Source organism: Psychrobacter sp. Pi2-52 (genome assembly GCF_904846705.1).
GTDB lineage: Bacteria > Pseudomonadota > Gammaproteobacteria > Pseudomonadales > Moraxellaceae > Psychrobacter.
The window spans coordinates 13,717-31,146 of the sequence record NZ_CAJHBS010000016.1; the positions used below are offsets into that span (position 1 = coordinate 13,717).

The 17,430-nt window shown below is 43.5% G+C and carries 17 protein-coding genes; 7 read left to right on the forward strand and 10 right to left on the reverse strand.

The genetic code is table 11. The features are described 5' to 3' along the window. Window positions 1–17: 17 nt before the first annotated feature. Window positions 18–845 carry a class III extradiol ring-cleavage dioxygenase gene (locus JMY00_RS09340; protein ID WP_201579977.1) on the forward strand — a complete coding sequence of 276 codons (828 nt, stop codon included), beginning with the start codon at window positions 18–20 and terminating at the stop codon, window positions 843–845. A 336-nt stretch (window positions 846–1,181) separates the two neighbouring features. On the opposite strand, the gene JMY00_RS09345 is transcribed toward JMY00_RS09340, so the two are convergent. Further along, window positions 1,182–2,066: a LysR family transcriptional regulator gene (locus JMY00_RS09345; protein WP_201579978.1), complete on the reverse strand. Its 885-nt coding sequence runs from the start codon at window positions 2,064–2,066 to the stop codon at window positions 1,182–1,184. 185 nt (window positions 2,067–2,251) lie between these two features. On the opposite strand from JMY00_RS09345, the gene JMY00_RS09350 reads away from it, so the two are divergent. Together JMY00_RS09350 and JMY00_RS09355 are read left to right on the forward strand one after the other, a co-directional pair. Further along, window positions 2,252–3,379, forward strand: a complete 1,128-nt coding sequence (locus tag JMY00_RS09350; protein ID WP_240990722.1) for an alkene reductase — start codon at window positions 2,252–2,254, stop codon at window positions 3,377–3,379. Window positions 3,380–3,550: 171 nt separating this feature from the next. Continuing rightward, window positions 3,551–3,772, forward strand: a complete 222-nt coding sequence (locus tag JMY00_RS09355; protein WP_201579980.1) for a hypothetical protein — start codon at window positions 3,551–3,553, stop codon at window positions 3,770–3,772. Window positions 3,773–3,807: 35 nt separating this feature from the next. On the opposite strand, the gene JMY00_RS09360 is transcribed toward JMY00_RS09355, so the two are convergent. The 6 genes from JMY00_RS09360 to JMY00_RS09385 form a co-directional block, all read right to left on the reverse strand. Then, entirely contained in the window at window positions 3,808–4,275 is a 468-nt protein-coding gene (locus JMY00_RS09360; protein WP_240990717.1) for a DUF305 domain-containing protein, read from the reverse strand. Between the two features lie 43 nt (window positions 4,276–4,318). Continuing rightward, window positions 4,319–5,359 (reverse strand): copper resistance protein B, encoded by a 1,041-nt coding sequence (locus JMY00_RS09365; RefSeq protein ID WP_201579981.1) that lies wholly within the window; start codon window positions 5,357–5,359, stop codon window positions 4,319–4,321. Between the two features lie 25 nt (window positions 5,360–5,384). After that, on the reverse strand, window positions 5,385–7,085 hold the full coding sequence (locus JMY00_RS09370; RefSeq protein WP_277350418.1) for a copper resistance system multicopper oxidase: 1,701 nt from the start codon (window positions 7,083–7,085) through the stop codon (window positions 5,385–5,387). Between the two features lie 117 nt (window positions 7,086–7,202). Beyond that, complete coding sequence (locus tag JMY00_RS09375; RefSeq protein WP_201579982.1) at window positions 7,203–7,826, reverse strand: DUF411 domain-containing protein; 624 nt, start codon at window positions 7,824–7,826, stop codon at window positions 7,203–7,205. A 155-nt stretch (window positions 7,827–7,981) separates the two neighbouring features. Continuing rightward, window positions 7,982–8,575, reverse strand: coding sequence for a cytochrome c (locus JMY00_RS09380; RefSeq protein ID WP_201579983.1), 594 nt, complete (start codon window positions 8,573–8,575; stop codon window positions 7,982–7,984). Between the two features lie 194 nt (window positions 8,576–8,769). Beyond that, window positions 8,770–9,066: a hypothetical protein gene (locus JMY00_RS09385; RefSeq protein ID WP_227522875.1), complete on the reverse strand. Its 297-nt coding sequence runs from the start codon at window positions 9,064–9,066 to the stop codon at window positions 8,770–8,772. 195 nt (window positions 9,067–9,261) lie between these two features. On the opposite strand from JMY00_RS09385, the gene JMY00_RS09390 reads away from it, so the two are divergent. The 3 genes from JMY00_RS09390 (at window position 9,262) to JMY00_RS09400 (ending at window position 12,869) form a co-directional block, all read left to right on the forward strand. Then, on the forward strand, window positions 9,262–9,984 hold the full coding sequence (locus tag JMY00_RS09390) for a heavy metal response regulator transcription factor (RefSeq protein WP_201579984.1): 723 nt from the start codon (window positions 9,262–9,264) through the stop codon (window positions 9,982–9,984). 1 nt (window position 9,985) lies between these two features. After that, a complete protein-coding gene (locus tag JMY00_RS09395) occupies window positions 9,986–11,533 on the forward strand; it encodes an ATP-binding protein (RefSeq protein ID WP_201579985.1) in 1,548 nt (515 codons plus the stop codon). A 208-nt stretch (window positions 11,534–11,741) separates the two neighbouring features. After that, complete coding sequence (locus JMY00_RS09400; protein ID WP_201579986.1) at window positions 11,742–12,869, forward strand: M14-type cytosolic carboxypeptidase; 1,128 nt, start codon at window positions 11,742–11,744, stop codon at window positions 12,867–12,869. Window positions 12,870–12,935: 66 nt separating this feature from the next. Here JMY00_RS09400 and JMY00_RS09405 read toward each other — a convergent pair whose 3' ends face one another. Both JMY00_RS09405 and JMY00_RS09410 read right to left on the reverse strand, forming a co-directional pair. Then, window positions 12,936–13,907 (reverse strand): EamA family transporter, encoded by a 972-nt coding sequence (locus JMY00_RS09405; RefSeq protein ID WP_201579987.1) that lies wholly within the window; start codon window positions 13,905–13,907, stop codon window positions 12,936–12,938. Between the two features lie 255 nt (window positions 13,908–14,162). Further along, window positions 14,163–15,542, reverse strand: coding sequence for a PLP-dependent aminotransferase family protein (locus JMY00_RS09410; protein WP_201579988.1), 1,380 nt, complete (start codon window positions 15,540–15,542; stop codon window positions 14,163–14,165). Window positions 15,543–15,807: 265 nt separating this feature from the next. On the opposite strand from JMY00_RS09410, the gene JMY00_RS09415 reads away from it, so the two are divergent. Next, window positions 15,808–16,989 carry an MFS transporter gene (locus tag JMY00_RS09415; protein WP_201579989.1) on the forward strand — a complete coding sequence of 394 codons (1,182 nt, stop codon included), beginning with the start codon at window positions 15,808–15,810 and terminating at the stop codon, window positions 16,987–16,989. Between the two features lie 132 nt (window positions 16,990–17,121). Here JMY00_RS09415 and JMY00_RS09420 read toward each other — a convergent pair whose 3' ends face one another. Further along, the gene (locus JMY00_RS09420; RefSeq protein WP_201572310.1) at window positions 17,122–17,394 is read right to left on the reverse strand and encodes a type II toxin-antitoxin system HicB family antitoxin; all 273 of its coding nucleotides are present in this window, start codon (window positions 17,392–17,394) and stop codon (window positions 17,122–17,124) included. Between the last annotated feature and the right edge of the window lie 36 nt (window positions 17,395–17,430).

Below are 17,430 nucleotides of genomic sequence, written 5' to 3' on the forward strand. Positions count from 1 at the left end.
GCAACAAGGGGAAAGCCATGACAACACTTTTATCTAATGAGCCAGTCAGCCAGCCTGTACTGTTTATACCGCATGGTGCAGGGCCTTGTTTTTTTATGGATTGGCAACCAGCGGATACGTGGTATGAGATGGCAACGTTTTTAGAGGGCATTTCTGCTCGTTTACCTGAGCGACCAAAGGCTATCTTAATCATTAGTGCGCATTGGCAGACGGCTGAATTTAGTATCACCGCTAGTAAGCAACCTGATCTCATTTATGATTATTATGGCTTTCCTGAACATACTTATAGTTTGACTTATCCAGCCTCAGGCGCACCAGCATTGGCGGAGAAAGTCAGTAGTCTACTGACAGAGGCAGGGGTAAGCAATAAACAAGATGCGGAGCGTGGGTTTGATCACGGGGTATTTATACCGCTCAAGCTAATGTTCCCTGAGGCGGATATTCCAGTGGTCCAACTATCCTTGCGTCATAATTTAGACCCGAAGGCGCATTTAGCTGTTGGTCAAGCACTGGCGTCACTGCGTACAGAGGGTGTGCTAATCGTCGGTAGCGGCATGAGCTTTCATAATATGCGCGGTTATGGTGATACCAGCTTTACTGAACCATCAGAGCGTTTTGATGAATGGCTAACGAATACTGTGGAATCAGCAGATTCGGATAAACGACTCACGGCATTGGCCAATTGGAAAAATGCTCCTCACGCGCTTGACTCACATCCACTAGGGGCAGAGGAGCATTTGTTACCGCTTATGATAGCGGTAGGTGCAGCAGGACGTGACAAAGGGCACAAGATTTACTCCCAGCAAGTGCTAAAAACACAGTTGTCAGCTTTTCAGTTTGGGTAAGTAGTTTGAAAAGCATAGATCATGGTGTTTCAGCTTAATTGTCAAAAATAAAACATCCTTTGAATCTCAGAATCAAAGGATGTTTTAGGTTAATGTAGTCAATCCTCTATAAAAGAGTGACAGCGTTAACCTCGCTTGAAGTAGTACATTACATCTGCACTCCGTTGCCTTGTCTCTTTTTTAAACTGAATCGAGTACAGAGCAGTTATTAACAACCTATCAAAATAAGAGATAACGTCGCTTATTATTCATACTTTGCCACTACATTATTTCCGTCAAGTTCAAATTTAAAGACTTTCGATGTCGTTTCAAAGTTGGCTATAGCTAAGTCAATTATTATAGATTTCGTAATTGCTCGATTAACCAACGATGTATGCCACTGTCAGCAGTACGTGGATGCCATGCTGCGATGACCTTAAAAGTAGGCGGCAATGCTTCAACCTCAAGTTCTTTGACCTTACTGCTTGGCAATAATCGCGAAGGATAAAACGCAATCATGTCAGTCGTGTGCAAAATATCTGGTACAGCCGAAAAGCTAGGAACCGACATCACAATATTTCGTTTTAGACCTTTTTCTGCAAACCATTGATCATGAGAGCCGCGTAAATTAGCACGCGAGGGTGACACTACTAGCTGCGCGTGTGCAGCCACTTGCGCCAGCGTTAATGGCTCTGTGGCAAAGGTGTTTTCACAACCTGTCACGCATAAATGCTGCTCTTCAAATAAAGTCACATACGATAAGTTATCAGGGATAAACTCTGGAAAGGTAATCAACAAATCAAGCTCGCCTGCTGCTATCAGCTGATTGATATTGTCCGAGGCAAAATCACGGACGATCAGCTTCAGATCAGGTGCGTCGCGTCGCGTAATATTAAACAATTGCGGTAATAATGCCTGCGTCGCATAGTCAGTCGCACTAATCGTAAATATGCCTTTATATGTGTGCGGCATAAAAATCTCTGGCTCTAACAAATCCTCCAACTGTTTTAATATCTGGTCAATAGGTTGCTGCATCGATAGCGCCTTTGGCGTTGCCACCATGCTATTGCCTTGACGAATAAACAGGCGATCATCAAACACCTCGCGTAACTTACGCAGCTGCTCACTGATGGCTTGTTGGGTCAGCCCCATCTTGCGTGCGACTTGTGACAAGTTTTTCAGATCAAGTAACGCTTGTAATACTCTAAGCTGCTTAATATCGAGCCGATTCATTCCATTCATCATGCATACCATTAATAGTTGTATCTTAAACAATAACTGGTTGTTTCTAATTGTACCCTCAAAACGCTATGCTGACCAACATTGCTTAAGTAGCCACTAAATGAGCTGTTAAGCATCAAAACAGGCCGAATACCTTTAATAATAAGCCATCAGCTGCTTTAAAAGAGACACTTATGACACAAACTATTCCAGATACAAAGACATTATTTTCCTCTGTAGCACTTGGGCCTTATACGCTCAACAACCGTATCGTAATGCCACCGTTGACACGCTCTCGTAGCACGCAACCTGACAATATCCCTAATGACTTAATGGCCAGCTATTATGCACAGCGTGCGTCAGCAGGCTTTATGGTGACGGAAGGTACGCAGATTGAGCCAAGAGGTCAAGGTTATGCTTGGACGCCAGGTATCCATTCATCAGCCCAAGTTGAAGGTTGGAAAAAAGTCACGCAAGCAGTACATGACAAAGGCGGTATTATTTTTGCTCAGCTTTGGCATGTAGGCCGTGTGTCGCACACCAGCTTGCAGCCTAATGGTGCTCAGCCGGTAGGGCCGTCTGATATTACCGCTGATAACGTCAAAGTATTTATTGAAACAGGTCCAGGTGCAGGTGCATTGGCTGATCCAAGTGAGCCACGCGCTCTCAGTACCGATGAAGTTGGTGAGTTGGTAACGATGTATGCGGCCGCTGCGCGCAATGCATTGGAGGCGGGTTTTGATGGGGTAGAGCTGCATTGTGCCAATGGCTATTTGGTCAATCAGTTTATCTCTGAGCACACCAATCACCGTGATGATCAATATGGTGGGTCGTTGACCAATCGTTTGCGCTTCTTAAAAGAAATCGTCGCTGCTGTCAGTGATGTGGTGGGTGCTGATCGTTTAGGCGTACGCTTTGCGCCATTATTTGCGAGTACGGATGAGACGCGCGTGTATTTAGGCTTGGTAGAGTCAGATCCCCATCATACCTATGTCGAAGCAGTCAAATTGCTTGAGCAAGCGGGTATTGCTTATTTGTCCATTGCAGAAGCTGATTGGGATAATGCGCCTGATTTACCAGACACTTTTTATCAAGCAGTCAGAGAAGAGTTTTCAGGCCGTATTATTTATGCTGGCAAGTACACGGTACAAAAAGCTGTGAACATTTTAGAAAAAGGCTACGGTGATTTATTCGCGTTTGGTCGTCCTTTTATCGCCAATCCTGATCTGCCAGAGCGTATTGCCAATAACTGGCCATTGAATGAAGTAGATCCTACCACGATGTATGGTGGTACTGATGTGGGCTACAGTGATTATCCTTACTATCAAGAATAGCAAAGTATATAAACAGTGACTGAGATAAGGCCATTAATACTAATGGCCTTATTTTCATTTATAAATTTGTGACTTGTTGGATATTCACAGACAGTCAATCTTTAAGCGACAATTATTGTTTTTGTCGCTTAAAGGTTTTTCTTTTATCGTTTTATCAATAGGTAGTAGGCAATGAATCAGAATTCCAAAGACAGACTTATACGCATATTGATAGGATATGTCGGACTTTATCCAACGCTCCTAATCGTATTGACGTTATTGAAGCCTGTGACCCAAGGATTAAGCCTGCCAGTGGTGGTATTAATTGAAACCATCATACTCGTTCCATTGACACAGCTAGTTTCCTTCCCACTAGCAGGCTGGATCATTGAGCGTCTGAGCAGAAAAAAGTAATCGCTTTTCGCAGCGTTCACTGGTACACCATTCTCTTATTCAAGCTCATCAATCAACTGTTTCATTTCATCAATTTCACGTTTTTGAGCTTTTATAATATCATCAGCAAGCTGTTGCACACGCGGATCTTCAATATCAGCGCGACTACTGGTGAGAATGGCAATCGAGTGATGCGGTATCATCGCCTGCATCCAATCGACTTGATCGACAGTCCCTTGAGATCTAACGCCCCAAATACCAACTACAAACATCAATACACTTAGACCATAGATCATCAAATTGACCTTGGTCTTCTTATACATATTGGTCATAAATGCCAACATGACGACTGCCATACCGGCACCCATGTATAGCGCCATATAAGCTCGGGTTTCACTAAAATAAATGTGATCCCACTGGTAGGTATTGAAGTACATCATGATATACATGATGACAGTCGATGTCAGAATCATTAAGGTAAATTTTACATAAGGGTTCATATTTTTTTGCTTAGCAGCTTCCATGATATGACCTCCATTGTTTTGTTAAATTAAAATGGGTAGACAGTTAAAACCAGAATTTAACCCCCGCAGTCAAACTACTGCTATCAACTGATTCATTTTCTTGACGTCGTTGGCCACGAGCCTTGCCAAGCGCTGTCTCATAACTAACACCTACATAAGGAGCTAGCTGGCGACTGAATGTCTCGTAAGTCAGCCTGACCTCAGTTTCCATCTCATTAAAGCCTTTGGTAATACCATTATCATGGTCATCTTTACTAAAGGCAGTCAGTCCAACCTCCGGTATGACTACCCAATGCTGATCCAAACGCCATTCGTACTCTGCGCCCAGATCAAGACGAAGTTGACCATCGGTATATAAGTAGGCTCTCGCATCCGTTTCTATAAAATAAGGCGCGGTACCGACAATACCTGCCATTACGGCAGCGTTGTCGTTTTCAGTATCGTAAGCGACACCAGCTTCACCATTCCAGAAAATGCTCAGTGGTTTCCAATAAGCAAGGGAGCTCAAGCTGTCTATTTCTTTATCATCTTTAGTCTGAGCACTACCTTCCGTGCGTAGCCTGATACGATTACTGTCAGTACCATACCAACCCGTCGCCTCGAAGTTGATTTGATCTTCATCAAACTGATAGCCCAAGTCGTCTACTGACACTCCCCATAATGGCATGCTGCCCATCATCATTGGCTTACCATACTGCCCGTAGGGAACCCCATTTGAATAGTCTGGACTGCGAGCATCGGCTGGTGGCTGCCCACCTTGCATACCAGACATATCCATACTGCCATGCTCCATGCCCGACATATCCATGCCGCTATGATCCATATCAGACATATCGCCCGACATATCCATACCACTATGATCCATATCAGACATATCACCTGACATATCCATGCCACTGTGATCCATATCAGACATATCGCCCGACATGTCCATACCACTGTGATCCATATCAGACATATCACCTGACATATCCATGCCGCTATGATCCATATCAGACATCTCAGCAGCTGTTGCAAAAGAGGATGTGAGCAAGACTAGCGATGACAAACCAATGAATGGCAGATTTTTCTTAGATATTTTCATAATAAGCCTCATATTTGAAGGTTTGTTAAACAACGGCAACTTCTCGGAACATACCAGCTTCCATGTGATAAAGCAGATGGCAATGCCACGCCCATCGCCCAAATTCACCCGTCACATCAAAGCTAATCTTTTGCGCAGGTTGCACCACAATCGTATGTTTGCGTACCTGAAAGTCTCCAGATGGCGTGCGCAAATCACTCCACATACCATGCAGGTGCATCGGATGATTCATCATCGTGTCATTGACTAAGGTAATACGTACGCGCTCGTTAGGCTTAATATTGACAGGGGTTGCATCCTTAAACATGACTCCATCTAAGGCCCAAATATAGCGTTCCATGTTACCCGTTAAATGTAGCTCGATCTCTCGGGTAGGCTTACGCTGCTCTGCAAATATGGCCTCATCGACAGAGTGCAGCTGACTATAATTCAGCACCTCTCGATTGATATTGCGCAGATTAATACCGGGATCATCGAGGTTCATACGTGGACTATCGACACGCATATCAGATTTGAAGTCATACTCGGTCTTAGCATGCTTTGCTTTATAGCCTTTATCACCCATCGCACCCATCATATCGGCCATGGTCAACCATTCGATCTTATCCATAGCAGGTATTGCAGCACGAGCGCCTTTTTTGGTTGCAAGCGTGGTCGCGACATAGCCTGAACGATCAATGTTTTGGGCAAATATGGTATGTGCATCTTGAGTAGGCGTGACAATGACGTCATAAGTCTCAGCCACGCCAATGCGGAAATCATCAATCGCAACGGGTGCGACGTCAATACCATCTGTTGCTACCACAGTCATTTTGAGACCCGGTATACGCACATCAAATATCGTCTGTGCTGAGGCGTTGATAAAGCGTAGTTTGACGGGCTGTCCCGCTTTCACTAGCTGTGTCCAATTGGCGGCTGTGGTCTTACCGTTCATCAGATACGTAAAAGTCTTCTCACCAGATAGATCGGTGAAATCCGTCGGCATCATGCGCATCTGATTCCACATTTTGCGCTTATCAAACGCAGTTTTCATATCTGTTGCGGCAATATCAGACAATAGTTTTTTGAAATCCGGCAAATGATAGTTATCAAAATCAGCGCGCTGTTTGAGCAACTTCAAGAGATTGTGCGGATCGCGGTGCGTCCAATCACTCAGCACGATTACATGGTCTTCCTCGATTGGATGACGCTCACGGCCTTTGGGTTCAATGACGATAGCACCAAGCATACCGGTTTGCTCTTGGAAACCACTGTGTGAGTGATACCAATAGGTGCCTGATTGTTTAAGTTTGAATTTATAGGTAAAGGTGCTATTTGCAGGAATACCATCGAAACTGATACCTGGTACGCCATCCATCTCAAAAGGTACGAGCAAGCCATGCCAATGGATAGAGGTTGACTCATTCATCTGGTTATGAACACGAATGGTTACTGTATCGCCTTCACGCATCTTTAGCGTTGGCGCTGGCAGCGAGTCATTAATCAGCGTCGCCATACTCGACTTGCCATTAACAGTAACGAGCTTCTTGCTGACATACAGCTCAAACTCATTACCGGTTAGGATAGGTACGATATGGTCAGATTTATCACTGTTGACGGCTACATTCTGCTGGCCTTTACCGAGCGCACTATTGGCAATAGACGGTAGGGTGGACAGCATGGATGCCCCTAACAAGGTAGAAGATCCTGTCAAAAAACGCCTGCGGTTAAGCATAGTTTTGTTCATAATAATTCACCTGATTTATATCCATAAAGTGAGAGTTGAGTCTGTATTTATCAGCTAAGTCTATGACTTTGGTCACTTATTAATAGAGCTGGATAAGCGATTTAAACGACAACCAAGCTAGATTTGCTGCTGCGGTGTGTCAATAGTTGCATAAATAGCTGTTGAGCCATCTTTATTAAGCTGCATCACTTTATATGGCATAAATTTATCTTGGTATTCCATACCTGGGCTACCGACTGGCATGCTCGGTACGGCAAGACCGATCGCATCACTTGGCGGGTTTTTTAGGAACTGCGCCATATACTTAGCAGGGACATGACCTTCAAATACGTAGCCATCAGTAGTGACGGTGGTATGGCAAGAGCGCATTTGCTGCGGTACGCTGTATCGCTCTTTAAACAAGGACACGTCTTCGACATTCTGTGCGGTTGCGTTTAGGCCATGACCTTCGGCATAACCGACCCATTCTTTACAGCAGCCACAATTGGCATCTTTATAGACGGTGGCTGAGATGTTTTTTAGGATAGTTGATTGGGTATCTGAAGGAGCGCTGACTGGCATTATTTCAGCTGTTGGTTGCTCCGTGTGCGTAGCAACAGTTGGCTCAGTCGCTGGTGTTGAGTCAGCAGCAGCGGAGTTAGGTTGACTACAAGCGGCAATCGTTAACGATAACGGCAATACCACGATCGCCGAGAGCACACAGCCAGATATCAGATTATGTTCATTAATAAATCTATTCATAAAACCACTCCCGAGCGTCTGTCTGACGATTAAATATTATAAAAATTAGAGCCACATCACTGGATAAAATAGCACTGGACAAAATAGTGCTAGCAAAGCTTAAAACTCAAATCGCAAAAAGCAGCACTATTGAGCACTGCATTTTGTACAAAAAATCAATGTTGCATGCCGGATCCATCACCTGACATATCCATCTCACCATCAAATGACATATCCAACATACTATCGTCTAACCGAGTCGTTAGCATGGTGTACTGGTTTTCATTTAAGTCAGGTAACGATCTAATAAAAGCAACCATCGCCCATATTCTGTCATCATCGTGAGTAGCGCCCCAAGCGGGCATGCCAGACGCCATAATGCCATGTTTAATCGCCCAAAAGCTTTGTCTGGCACCAGCCTCGTTTTGATAGCGCTTAACGATATCCGCCTCAGTAAAGTTAGGAGGCTTTGGGTACATACCGCTATTTAAATCTGTGCTGTTGACGCCAGGAGACAAATGACAGCCAGCACACATATCTTTGTAATCTGCACCGCCCGAGCTGATCATTTCTGCCTTCTTTAAATTGGGAACCAAAATATTCTTACTGGCATGTTCAATTGAGCGTGTGCGGGCAGTTTCTAAAAAATCGTAAACCAGCGGACTATGAGCTCGATCAGCACCGATATTTATCATGCCGCTAGTCACCGTAATAAAAATGCCCACAATAGCGACAAAGACAGTAAAAAGTATTCCTAACAAAAACTTCATAGGTTTGTCCTAAAAATCCATTTTATTTAATATCCCATTACTGCTTGATCAGCTTCTCTGACAATATAGTCAAGTCTATATAAATCCGCTACAGCGTCATCCTCGCTAAGCATACTAATGTATAACTTGCACTCGGTTTCCTTGTATCGAAATTATATTGAACTGACTATAGTATTGAACTTATAAATTGATATTTAAGAATCGCTATCGCTGCTCACACAGTGCTTTTGGTACATCGCTTTCATTTTGCTCATGTTAGCCATCATGGCTTTCATAGCAGGATCATTCATATCCATTTTGCTATGATCCATTTTTTGCATCATCTGCATATGCTTTTGCATTTTCTCACAGTTCATTTGGTCTTTTTCAGCGTGCATTTTGGGATCGTGTGCCAACGCAGAGGTTGAAACAACTAAGGCTATAGCAGTTGCTACGATTGATTTAGAAAGTGGCATTGATTTGAGCAGTGGCATTGGTTTGAATAATGACATGGTAAATCCTTATTTAAATTGGTATGTAGTCGAAAAGACTTTAAGATATTAAGTTACTTTAAAGCATACTTTAGTGATTCTGACAGAGAGATGACGGTAAGATTACAATTCTGTCATCTTGAGATTTTTTGATGTTCAAAGTGGGGTTATGCTTTACTATGCTAGGTAAGCGTGAAAGGTATATGGGAAGCTATTATGAAAGTGCTGCTGGTAGAAGATGAATTGAAGCTTGGCGAGTACATAAAAAAAGGCTTAACGGAAGCTGGGTTTATTGTGGATCATCACATAACAGGTTTAGATGGCTATCATGCATTGATGACGGAAGAATTTAGCGTGATACTGATGGATGTCATGCTACCTGATGTTAGTGGCTTTGAGCTAGTGCGCAATTACCGAGCGGCAGGCAAGCATACGCCTGTGCTCTTTCTAACGGCAAAAGATGACTTAAGTGACAAAATAAAAGGGATTGAAATTGGAGGCGATGATTATTTAACCAAGCCTTTTGCGTTTGCAGAATTGATCGTCAGAATCAAAAGCTTATTACGACGTGCCAATCAAGCCGATTATCAAAGTACGATTATGCAAATAGCAGATCTTAAAATGGACATTGCTAAGCGCACTGTGCATAGAAAAGACAAGGCTATTAAGCTCACGGCAAAAGAGTTCTCATTATTACAGTTTCTATTAGAGCGCCGAGGTGAGGTGCTACCTCGCTCAGTCATCGCCTCTCAAGTATGGGATATGAATTTTGAAAATGATACCAATGTGATTGATGTGGCGATAAGGCGTCTTCGCATAAAAATAGATGATGAGCATGAGGCAAAGCTGATTCATACTGTGCGTGGTATGGGGTACCGATTGGAGGCTGTCGATACAGTGCTTGATAATAATCCATCTCACGAAGCTGGCAATATCTAATATGAAATATAGGTTTGATAATCGGCGCTTGCCACTATTATGGCGTACTGTGTTGTTGCTCACGATATTTGTTGTTATATCGCAGGTTATTATTTATATATGGATACAACGTTCTGTCAAAGGCCATTTTGAGCAAATGGACGCTGAGATTATGACTCATGCGGCTTTTAACCTACGTAAACGAGTGATAGAACCTAGTAGCCCTATAACTTCCCAAACCCTACCAAGCTCTCAATATACATTGGATAGTCAACAGCCGCTAAGAGCGGCACCTGACGTAATGCCTGATAGAGATACTTCTACCGCAGCGATATCAGATGAAGCTGATCATCAGCATTCTTCTTGGCTGGATTACGATCTAAAAACCATTATCGCTAATAAAGAAGGGCAGATACTGTCTAGTACCCCCAATAACTTTGCTCAAGAGCTAGGGGCAGGGTTTAACCTATTATCACTGAAACAAGATAATGATAAGCAACAGTTTGTGATGAATATCAACAGCCGATATTATCGAGCAATGGTCATTGAAGACGACAAAATGCTCGCGCTTATCGCATTGCCTATAGATGTGCATCATCAGTATTTATTACAGTTCAATCGTCAGCTTAGTATGATTTTGTTCGCGATTACCTTGTTGCTCGTCTCAGTAGCGGCATTGGGCGTGTACTGGGGTTTTGCACCTTTGGCGACCATCGTCCAAAAAATGAAAACAATGAATCCTGACAGATTGGATGACAGAGTCACGGTCAGTGATATGCCGTTAGAGCTGCGACCACTAGCAGAATCTTACAACTCAATGATGGCCAAGCTTGAAAGTAATTTTGAATCATTGTCACGGTTTTCAGACAATATCGCCCATGAGCTGCGCACTCCAATCGCGACACTCAGCACGCAAACGCAAGTCATGTTAAACAAACCGAGAGCTAGTGATGAATACATTGAGCAGCTACACCATCAGCATGACACCTTAGAGCAGCTATCGGCCATGATAAATAATATGCTGCTGCTAGCAAAAACCCAAAAAGGATTGAGTGACTCGCAAATCAGTCACGTGGATACGGACAGTTTAATCACCAAGCTCGTTGATTACTACGAAATGATTGCAGAAGACCGAGGTATCGCTATTGAAACCAAAGGTGAGTTCAGCGCTGTTTTAGGAGATAAAAGTTTATTACAAAGGCTCTTTGCTAATCTGATATCGAATGCGATTTATTATGCTGCTCAAGATAGCGTTATAACCATTAGTGCAGATAGAGTAAACTCAGATGAGATGGTGGGTACAACAATAAGCAGTCTTCAACAATCAAAACAAGCTGTTTTACGAATGACCATCACTAACCAATTAGATGAGCCATTGACACAAAGTGAGGCAGATAAGTTGTTTGAGCGCTTCTATCGACATCATAAAACAATAGATCGCCACACAGGAACAGGTTTGGGTCTATCTATCGTACAGTCTATCGTTGGGGCGCATAACGGTAACGTCAGTATTACTATAAAAGACGATGATTACTTTCAAGTAAGTGTCGAGTTATTAGCAGAGGTTTAATCTTTTAGTAGTCAACGCTAAATATTCAACCTGAACAGATAGATTTGATAGGCTATTGCCTTGAAAACGAGCTGATAATGACCAAGTAAATGTATGTCTAGTGCCCAATATAAAGCTAGAGATTATTACAAGGCAATAGGTAGAACAGTAAGTCGATAACGAACATAATACTTAAAACACAATCATAAAAATCAATTAGGGAATGACTATGCATATCACAGCTAATTTTGATGCAGGCAACATTGACATTATTAATGCAGACAACAAAAAAGACATTCAATTAGCGATTCGCCCAGATGTTGGTGGCGAGTTCTTTCAGTGGTTTAACTTTCGTCTGTCAGGTCAAATAGGAGAGCAGTATGTTCTCAATATTCTGAATGCAGGAGAGGCCTCTTATCTGGAGGGTTGGGAGAACTACCAAGCGGTGGCTTCTTATGATCGTCAGCATTGGTTCCGTCTGCCAACCTCTTACAAAGATGGCAAGTTGACCATCGTGGCAGAGTTAGAATGCGAAACCATTCAGATTGCTTATTTTGCGCCTTATAGCTATGAGCGTCATCAAGATTTATTGGCCGCTGTGCAAGTGCATCCGCTAGTGACGTTAGAGCATCTAGGCGAAACGCTTGATAAACGTGACTTGACCCTAGTCAAAATAGGTGACGGTGCTGCTCACAAGCGCAATATATGGATTACTGCTCGTCAGCATCCAGGTGAGACGATGGCTGAATGGCTCATTGAGGGTTTGTTGTATAGCTTGTTAGATAGCGATAATGCGACTGGCAAACAGTTATTGGACAAGGCAAACTTTTATATTGTCCCTAATATGAACCCTGATGGCAGTGTACGTGGACACCTGCGTACTAACGCTGTCGGAACCAATTTAAACCGTGAATGGCAAAGTCCAAGCTTAGACAAAAGCCCTGAAGTGTTTCATGTGATTAATAAAATGGAAGCGACGGGCGTGGATCTATTTTACGATGTGCATGGCGATGAAGCATTGCCGTATGTATTCCTTGCTGGGTCACAAGGGACGCCAAGCTACAGTGACCGTCTTGCTGGACTACGTGATAGATTTTCAGAGGTATTAAAGTTAGCCAGTGCTGATTTTCAGTCTGAGATTGGCTATGAGATTGATGCACCAGGTGCTGCCAATATGACCGTTGCCACCAATTGGGTAGCAGAGCGTTTTGATTGTCTTGCTAATACGTTAGAGATGCCATTCAAAGACAATGATAATCTACCCGATGAAGAGATGGGTTGGTCACCCGAGCGTTCTATCAAGTTAGGGGAAGCATCACTGGTAGCAATGCTAGCTGTCGTGGATGATTTACGATAACTATAGAAAAAAAGCTGCAGAAAATAAAAAGCTGCTAATGATGGCCGAGTGTTTTAGTAGTCATCGTTAGCAGCTTTTTTTTATTTTCATCTTCACATTCGCCAATAGCAGTCCTGATAAGATCAACATCATGGCCAGCATCTTCCACCACGTCACTACTTCTCCTGTGAGTAGTACTGAGGTCACCATACCGAATACGGGCACCAATAGCGCAAACGGCATAACCTTGGAGGCGGTATTTTGACTGAGTAAGTGTGCCCACAGGCCAAAGCCAATTAAGGTTGAGATATAGACGATAAACCCAAGTGAGAGCCAAGACTTGAGCGATGCTTCAGTAAACGTCTCCAGCTGCCATGCATCAGTCTCAAATGTAAGAGAAGATATCGTTAACATCACGCAAGCAATGAGACCGCCCCAGACGACCAGCGCTAGCGCAGACAGAGCAGAGGCTTTATTTTTTCCAGTGCTAGATGTAGCAACAGATACCCTTGTTCCTTGCTGCGTCTCTTGTAGGGCAGCTTTTTCTGAGGCCTGTTTTGATGCTTGCTTGGAGGCTTGCTTGGATGCAATGTTACCAAAGCTCCACCCGATGGCCGCAATCAAAATACAGATGAACCCTGCCAAAGGCATATCACCGCCAAGGTTTAGCGCAATCACGCTAAGTCCTAGCACACCGACCAACATACCGACGATTTGCATACGGCTGACTGCTTCACCCAATATAAAGTATGCTAGCAATACCGTGATAAAAATCTGAATTTGTAGCAGTAGTGCCGTCAGCCCCGGGGATGAACCCAGATGCATCGCTGTAAATACAAAGGCGTACTGCATGACAAATGTACCGATGGCATAAATAAACAGGGTACGGTTGAATTTAGGCGGCTTTAGAAATAAAACCAGAGGCACAGCAGTAAAGAAAAAACGCAGAGCAGTAAGCATCAATGGCGGAAAGCTCTCAAGACCCCACGCAATAAAAGTAAAATTTACGCCCCAGATAAAAGTAACCAGTACAGCCAATGCAATATATATAGGGGACATATGAGCTATCCTAGAGAGTTATTGTCCGTTTTGGGGAATGGTTCGATTTGCTTGTGTTCGGCTTGTGTTCGGCTGATATTTAGGCTTAGAATTATAGTCGAAAGGTCACTATATAATAGGACGGTACTAGCACTATAGTCGATTCAATTTAAAAGTAGTACAAGGCAACCGAGTGTAGATGTATATGTGATACTTCAAGCGAGGTTAACGCTGTAATACTTTTATAGTGGAATGACTATATAAGTCTCTGATTGGTTAGTCTAACGATTGAGCCAATACCTCGAAAACTTTTGAATGACTCATCTGCGCCACATTGAACCGCATAAAGTTCTCAGCATTGTCCGATTGGCTAAAAACATTGCCCGGCGCCAATACCACACCTTTGGATAAACAGCGATTGGCCAATTCGGTCGCATTATTATTCTCAGGCAATCGGCACCATAGGAACATACCTGCTTGTGGGAGCAGCCACGGTACGATGCCTAATTTAGCCAATCGTGGTAGCGTATGAGTACGCGCGCTTGCCAGCCGAGTATGGATATCATTCATATGCTTACGGTAGCCGCTATCAGTCAACGCTGAGAACACAACCGCCGCTGCTAACTGACTGCCACCAAAGCCAGTCGCTATCTTTAAATCTACCAAGCTCTCGACCCATTCTGTAGGCGCTGCGATATAACCACAGCGTAGGGATGCGGATAACGTTTTAGAAAAACTGCCGATATAGAATACTCGTGACAACCCATCCAAAGCCGCCAATCTCGCCGCAGGCTTGACTTCAAAATCTGCAAAAATATCGTCTTCTATAATGTACAAGCCAGCCGCCTGAGCCAATTGTAATACACGGTATGCCGTAGCAGGTGATAACGTTGCACCAGTAGGATTGTGAATGGCAGCATTGGTGATGTACAGGCGCGGCTTATGCTCATCTAAAATCGCTGCAAAGGCCTCTACATCTGGTCCGTTTGGCGTATAAGGGACGCCAACCACTTTGACTCGGTGGGCAAGCAGTTGTGCTCGAAAGTTAAAATAACAAGGATCATCGACGATTACCGTGTCACCTGGCGTCAGCAAAAATCGAAAAATCAAATCTATCGCCTGAGTGCCTGAATCCGTCAATATGACCTGTGACGGTTCTGCATTGATACTCAATCCTGCCATACGCCGCGTGAGTAATTGGCGCAATGCTAACAGTCCTAGCGGCGTTGCATACTCACTGATAATAGACGCGTCAGCTTTTGCTACATTTCGCAGACCACGGCGTATACCTGCCTCAAATAGCCAGTCCGCTGGTAACCAGCCGCAGCCTGGCTTTAGTGCACCATCGGGTGGCTCCAGCGACTGCCGCGATACCCACAATGGATCTACCACTCGATCAATTTTTGGTGCTATATCTGTCAATGATAGCGGCGCTGTCGTCTCTGCCACATAGAACCCTGCACTAGGCCGAGAGTAAATAAAGCCCTCAGTTTGCAGGCGCTCATAGGCTTCAACCACGGTAGATGGCGAGAACCCATAATCTTTGGCAGCAGCACGGACGGAGGGTAGTCGCGACTCTGGCATATAGATGACGGTTGCTATTTTATCTTTTACGTCAGCCATGACAACTTCGATACGTGTTAGCTTCTTATTCATATTTTTTACAATTTTTGGTAAGGCGGCTTTTATGAAGGTCTTATCTCAAGGTTACAGCTATGACGATATATGGGTAGGATATCCCAACTGTATGGGTTTTATAGACCAAACAGTTCTGTCTAATTGTACTGGATTGTATATAGATAACCTACTGTACTTTTGTTTTAATCATTGAACGTAAACGATGTAGAGGTAGGTGTCATTCTATTGTGAAACGCACTTACCTCAGTCAATTCAACGATTATTCTTCAAAAAGCAGCGATATATGACCACGAAAAAATATAATAAATATTTGGCCTTTGCCTTATGCGTGATAACGACAAGCGTCAATATCCAAGGGCCGCTTTATGCCGTCTATGCACACAATGATGGCTATGGTGTACTAGCAACTACGATAGCGTTTTCCTTTTATGTATTAGGCGTCATACCTGTATTATTAGCTTTCGGTGGGTTGTCGGATCGGATCGGACGACGTAAGGTGATTTTAATCTCTCTAGCACTATCGATAGCAGCGACGGCTCTCATGCTATTTTATCCTTACACACGAGCGTTAGCAGTAGCACGATTCATACTGGGTGTGGGAACCGCTCTAATGGCTGCTACGGCGACTGCCTATATGATTGAGCTGCTTGGTTCATCAGATACGATGCGTGCGACAGCGTGGGTGACGGCCAGTACAACGATAGGTTTTGGTCTTGGCCCTGTATTGACGACGGTTTCTTTGATGCTTTATGAAACTGAACAACCAGCCAGTTTTTTCTTACTACTAGCGAGCGGGCTGTTCGCTATGTTTCTGTTATATCAATTACCAGAGACGGCACCTAAATGCACTAATTTGCCCACATCTATGCTACGGCTACCTTATTTTAACCGTGAGGTCATCTGGTATGGCAGCGGTATTTTGATTTGTTGGGCGACGACAGGATTGGTATTGTCAGTTATTCCCTCAGTACTGGCCACGCATGGCCTCGCTAAGTATGCAGGGGTATCTTCTATGTTAGCCATCAGTTGTGGATTGATCGTTCAGCCAATCGCTCGAAAACTTGACCCTCAAGTTTCAAGCAAGCTTGGTCTTCTGATTTTACTACCAGCTTATGCTTTATTGGCTTGGGGGACGTTGAATGCCAACCTACCAGTCATTCTTTTGGCGGCATTTTTGGCCAGTACTAGTTGCTATGGCTTTGTCTATTTAGGCGGTATGTTAGGAGTCGCAAAATCTGCTGGAAATGAGCAGGCACGTGCAAGTGCAGGCTATTTTCTGATGGCATATATAGGGCTTAGTGTACCCGTCATCTTTACTGGTTTGATTGTGGATCGGTATGGTGCTGCTACTGCATTCTACGCCTTTGGTGTGTTTTCATTAGTTGGTGTGATTGTCTTATTTGCTAGCCAGCCTATGTTGAGGACTGGACGTCATTCGAACGCCAATTTGCATAGCGTGACTTAAAATAAGATTGATAATGCAGTTTTCTATTCATTATCTTTTTAATTTTTCATGATTAGATTACTTGTCCTTTTTGTTATATGAGTTTTTTTAGTTCATTTATTATATCTGACAGGCATGAGTGGTTCTTTGATGTCATTCATATAGCTCATGTATCTGAATATCTACTACTGCCCAATCCATTCCTTCAAAATCTAGATTATCTTTATGTTTAGTACTATCGGTAGGTAGAGGAATGGCTTCGCCGTCTTCTATCAATCCTTTTAGATGGAGCATAATTGCTTCTTTAGCATTATTAAAGATATCTGCACGTTCATCGCTGGCTGAATAGCAACTCACTATGTCTGGGATAAATATGCCGTAAGCTGTTGTTTCATTACTTGGTGTAATTGCTATCGGATACTGCATTTAACATTCCTCATGAAGTTTGAACCTAAGTATAAC

Excerpts from the sequence above, each read along its gene's own strand:
- JMY00_RS09340 (WP_201579977.1), top strand. The coding sequence starts at position 18 with ATGACAACACTTTTATCTAATGAGCCAGTCAGCCAGCCTGTACTGTTT.
- JMY00_RS09345 (WP_201579978.1), bottom strand. The coding sequence starts at position 2,066 with ATGAATGGAATGAATCGGCTCGATATTAAGCAGCTTAGAGTATTACAA.
- JMY00_RS09355 (WP_201579980.1), top strand. The coding sequence starts at position 3,551 with ATGAATCAGAATTCCAAAGACAGACTTATACGCATATTGATAGGATAT.
- JMY00_RS09360 (WP_240990717.1), bottom strand. The coding sequence starts at position 4,275 with ATGGAAGCTGCTAAGCAAAAAAATATGAACCCTTATGTAAAATTTACC.
- JMY00_RS09365 (WP_201579981.1), bottom strand. The coding sequence starts at position 5,359 with ATGAAAATATCTAAGAAAAATCTGCCATTCATTGGTTTGTCATCGCTA.
- JMY00_RS09370 (WP_277350418.1), bottom strand. The coding sequence starts at position 7,085 with ATGAACAAAACTATGCTTAACCGCAGGCGTTTTTTGACAGGATCTTCT.
- JMY00_RS09375 (WP_201579982.1), bottom strand. The coding sequence starts at position 7,826 with ATGAATAGATTTATTAATGAACATAATCTGATATCTGGCTGTGTGCTC.
- JMY00_RS09380 (WP_201579983.1), bottom strand. The coding sequence starts at position 8,575 with ATGAAGTTTTTGTTAGGAATACTTTTTACTGTCTTTGTCGCTATTGTG.
- JMY00_RS09385 (WP_227522875.1), bottom strand. The coding sequence starts at position 9,066 with ATGTCATTATTCAAACCAATGCCACTGCTCAAATCAATGCCACTTTCT.
- JMY00_RS09390 (WP_201579984.1), top strand. The coding sequence starts at position 9,262 with ATGAAAGTGCTGCTGGTAGAAGATGAATTGAAGCTTGGCGAGTACATA.
- JMY00_RS09395 (WP_201579985.1), top strand. The coding sequence starts at position 9,986 with ATGAAATATAGGTTTGATAATCGGCGCTTGCCACTATTATGGCGTACT.
- JMY00_RS09400 (WP_201579986.1), top strand. The coding sequence starts at position 11,742 with ATGCATATCACAGCTAATTTTGATGCAGGCAACATTGACATTATTAAT.
- JMY00_RS09405 (WP_201579987.1), bottom strand. The coding sequence starts at position 13,907 with ATGTCCCCTATATATATTGCATTGGCTGTACTGGTTACTTTTATCTGG.
- JMY00_RS09410 (WP_201579988.1), bottom strand. The coding sequence starts at position 15,542 with ATGAATAAGAAGCTAACACGTATCGAAGTTGTCATGGCTGACGTAAAA.
- JMY00_RS09415 (WP_201579989.1), top strand. The coding sequence starts at position 15,808 with ATGACCACGAAAAAATATAATAAATATTTGGCCTTTGCCTTATGCGTG.
- JMY00_RS09420 (WP_201572310.1), bottom strand. The coding sequence starts at position 17,394 with ATGCAGTATCCGATAGCAATTACACCAAGTAATGAAACAACAGCTTAC.